This window comes from Staphylococcus sp. EG-SA-2, from assembly GCF_017152085.1.
In genome coordinates, this window is the sequence record NZ_JACYHC010001003.1 from 1 (window position 1) to 829 (window position 829).

1 protein-coding gene and 1 pseudogene are annotated in these 829 nt (G+C 35.7%); both read left to right on the forward strand.

Annotated elements, in window-relative coordinates; all coding sequences use genetic code 11:
• Positions 1-260: pseudogene (locus IDG60_RS27785) on the forward strand (nickel import ATP-binding protein NikD); the annotation flags it as partial.
• Positions 253-829: ABC transporter ATP-binding protein (locus IDG60_RS27790; RefSeq protein ID WP_206160976.1), on the forward strand; the 577-nt coding region annotated here is incomplete at its 3' end. The pseudogene IDG60_RS27785 and the gene IDG60_RS27790, both read left to right, overlap by 8 nt.

The following is an 829-nucleotide window of genomic DNA, read 5'->3' on the forward strand; positions in this document are numbered from 1 at the left end:
AATATGATGTACTGGAAGCATTTATAGATATTAAAAAACACTTTGACTGTGCGATGATTTTCATTTCACATGATTTAACGGTTATTAACAAGATTGCAGACCGTGTTGTTGTGATGAAAAATGGTCAGCTTATTGAACAAGGGACACGTGAATCAGTCTTGCATCATCCAGAACATGTTTATACGAAGTATTTATTATCAACGAAGAAGAAGATTAATGATCATTTTAAACATGTGATGAGGGGTGATGTACATGATTAAAATTAAAGATGTTGAAAAGTCATATCAAAGCGCACATGTTTTTAAGCGTCGTCGAACACCTATCGTGAAAGGTGTGTCATTTGAGTGTCCAATCGGTGCGACGATTGCGATTATCGGAGAAAGTGGTAGCGGTAAATCGACATTGAGTCGTATGATATTAGGTATTGAGAAACCGGATAAAGGTTGTGTAACCTTAAATGATCAACCGATGCATAAGAAGAAAGTGAGACGTCATCAAATTGGTGCTGTATTTCAAGATTATACGTCATCATTACATCCATTTCAGACTGTTAGAGAAATCTTATTTGAAGTGATGTGTCAATGTGATGGACAACCTAAAGATGTTATGGAAGTTCAAGCAATTACATTGTTGGAAGAAGTCGGTCTATCTAAGGCATACATGGATAAATATCCTAATATGTTATCAGGTGGAGAGGCGCAACGTGTTGCGATTGCGCGTGCAATATGTATTAACCCTAAATATATTTTGTTTGATGAAGCCATTAGTTCACTCGACATGTCAATTCAAACACAAATATTAGATTTATTGATTCATTTACGTGAAACGC